Source organism: Pseudomonas sp. PGPR40 (assembly GCF_022014505.1).
Taxonomy (GTDB): domain Bacteria; phylum Pseudomonadota; class Gammaproteobacteria; order Pseudomonadales; family Pseudomonadaceae; genus Aquipseudomonas.
The window spans coordinates 1-4,939 of the sequence record NZ_JAKLSP010000064.1; the positions used below are offsets into that span (position 1 = coordinate 1).

4 protein-coding genes are annotated in these 4,939 nt (G+C 59.9%); all 4 read left to right on the plus strand.

Features of this window, described 5'->3' with window-relative positions; genetic code table 11:
- Positions 1 to 321 precede the first annotated feature (321 nt).
- The 4 genes from MEB48_RS28925 to gcvH all read left to right on the plus strand — a co-directional run bounded on the left by MEB48_RS28925 (position 322) and on the right by gcvH (position 4,792).
- Complete coding sequence (locus tag MEB48_RS28925) at positions 322 to 1,326, plus strand: extracellular solute-binding protein (RefSeq protein WP_237887113.1); 1,005 nt, start codon at positions 322 to 324, stop codon at positions 1,324 to 1,326.
- 177 nt (positions 1,327 to 1,503) lie between these two features.
- The gene (locus tag MEB48_RS28930) at positions 1,504 to 3,120 is read left to right on the plus strand and encodes an ABC transporter permease (protein ID WP_237887114.1); all 1,617 of its coding nucleotides are present in this window, start codon (positions 1,504 to 1,506) and stop codon (positions 3,118 to 3,120) included.
- Positions 3,121 to 3,275: 155 nt separating this feature from the next.
- Entirely contained in the window at positions 3,276 to 4,358 is a 1,083-nt protein-coding gene (gene gcvT / locus MEB48_RS28935; RefSeq protein WP_237887115.1) for a glycine cleavage system aminomethyltransferase GcvT, read from the plus strand.
- A 50-nt stretch (positions 4,359 to 4,408) separates the two neighbouring features.
- Positions 4,409 to 4,792, plus strand: coding sequence for a glycine cleavage system protein GcvH (gene gcvH, locus MEB48_RS28940; protein WP_237887116.1), 384 nt, complete (start codon positions 4,409 to 4,411; stop codon positions 4,790 to 4,792).
- Positions 4,793 to 4,939 lie beyond the last annotated feature (147 nt).

Below are 4,939 nucleotides of genomic sequence, written 5' to 3' on the forward strand. Positions count from 1 at the left end.
CTAACAAGTCTGCTCTGACGCTACATGCCGTTGCGGTATCAGCCTCTCATCGTGCTTGATGCCTGGCGCATTCACTTGTTTGTTGCGCGACAGCGCGGCGCCTTGGCGGCGGGGAATCTCCTACAGGTATTGAGTCAATCGCGACATTAGCGAACGACACAAAACCTGTAGGAGCGAGGCTTGCCCGCGAAGGCGTCGGTACATCCCCCACCCATCTCAGCTGTGCAACATCCTGTAACGCCTCCACTCACTGTTCGATTGAGAAGCTAAATGTGAGTCCTTATCATTTGGCCTCATTTCCCCATTCGAGAGACCGCTTCCATGTTGGCACCCAAGCGTCTACTGACTGCACTGGCCCTGACCCTGATTGGCAGCACCGCCGCCCAGGCCGCCGACGAGGTGGTGGTTTACTCCTCGCGTATCGATGAGCTGATCAAACCGGTCTTCGATGCCTACACCCAGAAAACCGGCGTGCAGGTGAAGTTCATCACCGACAAGGAAGCACCGCTGATGCAGCGGATCAAGGCCGAGGGCGAAAACGCCACCGCCGACCTGCTGCTGACCGTCGACGCCGGCAACCTCTGGCAAGCCGAGCAAATGGGCATCCTCCAGCCGTTCACCTCCAAAGTGATCGACGCCAACATCCCGCAGCAGTATCGCGCTTCTTCCCATGCCTGGACCGGCCTGAGCCTGCGGGCGCGGACCATTGCTTACTCCACCGACCGGGTGAAACCCGGTGAGTTGACCACCTACGAAGCCCTGGCCGACAAACAGTGGGAAGGCCGTCTGTGCCTGCGCACGGCGAAGAAGGTCTACAACCAGTCCCTGACCGCCACCATGATCGAAGTCCATGGCGCCGAGAAAACCGAGAAAATCCTCAAGGGCTGGGTCAACAACCTGTCCACCGACGTGTTCTCCGACGACGTCGCCGTGCTGGAGGCGATCAACGCCGGTCAATGCGACGTCGGTATCGTCAATACGTACTACTACGGTCGTCTGCACAAACAGAAGCCGGACCTGCCGGTGAAGCTGTTCTGGCCGAATCAGGGTGACCGTGGCGTACACGTCAATCTGTCGGGCATTGGCCTGACCAAACATGCGCCGCACCCGCAAGCTGCCAAGGCGCTGGTGGAGTGGATGACCACGCCTGAAGCGCAGAAGATTTTCGCTGACGTGAACCAGGAATTCCCGGCCAACCCGGCAGTGGCTCCTTCGGAAGAAGTAGCGGCCTGGGGCAAGTTCGTTGCCGATACCTTGCCGGTTGAAGTGGCTGGCAAGCGTCAGGCTGAAGCGATCCGGATGATGGATCGGGCTGGCTGGAACTGAGTCTGTCGATATACTGCGCCACAGAATGAAGTCGGCGGCGTCCCTGCCGGCCTGATCGTTCCCACGCTCTGCGTGGGAATGCATCCACCGACGCTCCGCGTCGAGGCGTGACGCAGAGCGTCACAAGATGTGTGCCCACGCAGAGCGTGGGCACAATCATTTAAACGAGAGCTTTCCTTGGCCCACCCCGCCCAACGCCGCTGGTATCCCCTGGTCTTCGCCATTGCTGCGCTGGTCCTGCTGCCCCTGAGCGTTCTGCTTTTCTCATGGCAAACCATCGATCAGCAAATCTGGTCCCACCTGTGGGATACCCAGATGCCACGGTTGCTGGGCAATACCCTCACGCTGGTACTCGGCGTCGGTTTCGGCGTAACGCTGCTGGGCGTCAGCCTGGCCTGGCTCACCAGCCTTTGCGAATTCCCCGGGCGACGTTGGCTGGATTGGGCGCTGATGCTGCCCTTTGCAATTCCTGCTTACGTGCTGGCTTTCGTCTTCGTCGGCCTGCTGGATTTCGCCGGCCCCGTGCAAACCCTACTGCGCGAATGGTTCGGCAGCGGTTTGAGGCTACCGCGAGTGCGCTCCACCGGCGGTGTGATTCTGGTGCTGGTACTGGTTTTCTATCCCTACGTTTACCTGTTGGCGCGTACCGCATTCCTGGCTCAGGGCAAAGGCTTGATGGAAGCAGCGCGAGTCCTTGGGCAATCCCCGTGGCAGGCATTCTGGCGAGTGGCGTTGCCCATGGCACGTCCGGCCATCGGCGCGGGGGTGGCGTTGGCGTTGATGGAGACCCTGGCGGATTTCGGTGCGGTGTCGGTGTTCAACTTCGATACGTTCACTACCGCTATCTACAAAACCTGGTACGGCTTTTTCAGTCTTTCCACCGCCGCGCAACTGGCCAGTCTGTTGCTGTTGGTGGTGATGGTGGTGCTGTATGGCGAGCGCCGTGCCCGCGGGGCCAACCGGGCGAGCAACGAACGGCCACGGGTCAAGGCGTTGTATCACCTGCGCGGGATCAAGGCGCTGGCGGCCATGAGCTGGTGCGGTCTGGTGTTCGCCTGCGCCTTCGTCATTCCCGTGCTGCAACTGGTGGTGTGGTTCTGGCAACGCGGACGCTTCGATCTGGATGAGCGTTATGCCGGATTGATCATCCATACCCTGTACCTGGGCGGTATGGCGGCGTTGATCACCGTCAGTGTCGCGCTGGTGCTGGCCTTTGCCCGTCGATTGGCGCCGACCCGTGCGATCCGTTCCGGCATCAGCCTGGCCAACCTTGGTTATGCCTTGCCGGGCTCGGTGCTGGCGGTATCGATCATGCTGGCGTTCAGTTACCTGGATCGCGAACTGGTGATTCCGCTGTCGGGCTGGCTTGGTGGCGCGGGAAAACCGTTGCTGCTGGGCAGTTTGTCGGCGTTGTTGCTGGCTTATCTGGTGCGATTCATCGCCGTGGCTTATGGGCCGCTGGAAAGCAGCCTGGCGCGAATACGGCCATCTTTGCCTGAAGCGGCACGTAGCCTTGGCGTCAGTGGGCCACGACTGTTTTTCAAAGTGTATCTGCCGCTGCTGCTGCCGGGCACGTTGAGCGCTGCATTGCTGGTGTTCGTCGATGTGCTCAAGGAAATGCCCGCGACCCTGCTGATGCGCCCGTTCGGCTGGGACACGCTGGCGGTGCGGATCTTTGAAATGACCAGCGAGGGCGAGTGGGCGAGGGCCTCGTTGCCGGCACTGACCCTGGTGATGGTCGGGCTGTTACCGGTCATCGGATTGATCCGACGTTCGGCGCATCGAAACGCGTAGGTGTCAGTCCTACACCTTGCGGCTACAATGCGCGGCATTCGGTGCGGTCCGTCCTCGGATCGGGTTGCTGAAATCGGCTGAAAGCCTTTATTTACAGGCATTTCACTCCGTACAGCGCCTGCCCGCACCTTCGCCACGCCCGGAAGGAGAAACCCATGGGACAGCGTACGCCTCTGTATGACCTTCATCTCGCCCTTGGCGCGAAGATGGTCGATTTTGGCGGTTGGGATATGCCTCTGCATTACGGCTCGCAAGTCGAGGAGCACCATCAGGTGCGCCGCGATTGCGGGGTTTTCGATGTATCCCACATGACCGTGATCGATGTTGACGGCCCCCAGGCCAAGGCCTGGCTTCAGTATTTACTGGCCAATGACGTCGAACGCCTGCACAGCCCTGGCCGTGCCTTGTACAGTGCCATGCTCAACGAGCACGGCGGTATCGTCGACGACATGATCGTCTACCGTCTCGAGGACGGTTATCGCCTGGTGGTCAACGCCTCCACCCGCAATCAGGATCTGGCCTGGATGCAGGCTCATCTTGGCGACTTCGAGGTGCAACTCAACGAGCGCTCCGAGCTGGCGATGCTGGCCATTCAAGGGCCTCACGCCCGCCACAAGATTGCCGAACTGGTGACTCAGTCCCGTGGCACGCTCATTCAACAGCTCAAATATTTCGAAGGTCAGACCGACGGTGACTGGTTCATCGCGCGCACCGGTTACACCGGTGAGGATGGTCTGGAAATCGTGCTGCCGGCCGATCAGGCACCGGGCTTCTTCAACGATCTGGTGGGCGCGGGCATCTCCCCGATCGGCCTCGGCGCGCGGGATACCTTGCGGGTCGAAGCTGGCATGAACCTTTACGGCCAGGACATTCATCAAGACGTTTCGCCATTGGCCTCCAACATGGACTGGAGCATTGCCTGGGAACCGGCCACGCGCCAGTTCATCGGCCGCACTGCCCTGGAAGCAGAACAAACCGCTGGCGTACAGCACAAACTGGTCGGTCTGGTTCTTGAAGAACGTGGCGTTTTGCGGGCGCATCAGGTGGTTCGCATCGCCGATGTTGGCGAAGGGGAGATCACCAGTGGTAGTTTCTCTCCTACGCTTAGCAAGTCGATAGCACTGGCGCGCGTGCCGGTAGCCACCGCCGACCGCGCTGAAGTGGAAATCCGTGGCAAGTGGTACCCGGTTCGAGTGGTCAAACCGACCTTCGTACGCCACGGCAAAACCTTGATCTAACTTATTCCGGCGGGATCGACCGCTGACATTTCTTCTCGAGGACACAGAACATGAGCGATATCCCAACCGACCTGCGTTATGCCGAAAGTCACGAATGGGCCCGTCTAGACCATGATGGCGGCGTGAAAGTGGGTATTTCCGACCATGCTCAGGAAGCTTTGGGTGATGTGGTGTTCGTCGAGCTGCCGGAAATCGGCAAAGTGTTCGCTGCCGGTGAGGCAGCGGGTGTAGTCGAATCGGTCAAGGCCGCGTCCGATATCTACTCGCCAGTTTCCGGCACAGTCATTGCCGTTAACGAAGAATTGGCCAACAGCCCGGAATTGGTCAACAGCGCGCCTTATGACAGCTGGTTCTTCAAACTCGAGCCAAGCGATACCTCAGAGCTGAATAACCTGCTCGACCCGGTGGCCTACAAGGCTGCTATCGGCGAGTAATGCTCGCCCCGTAGGAGCCGGCCTGTTGTGGTCCAGTTTTTTTGGACCGCTCTGTAGGAGTATTAGGCCGCCCGCTCTTCAAAAAGGGCTGGCGGCAGGTTATTCGAGGCTGTGTGGCAACGGCGATGGTTGTAATGCCAGACAAAG

Coding starts and splice junctions, on each gene's coding strand:
- gcvH (WP_237887116.1), top strand. CDS start 4,409: ATGAGCGATATCCCAACCGACCTGCGTTATGCCGAAAGTCACGAATGG.
- gcvT (WP_237887115.1), top strand. CDS start 3,276: ATGGGACAGCGTACGCCTCTGTATGACCTTCATCTCGCCCTTGGCGCG.
- MEB48_RS28925 (WP_237887113.1), top strand. CDS start 322: ATGTTGGCACCCAAGCGTCTACTGACTGCACTGGCCCTGACCCTGATT.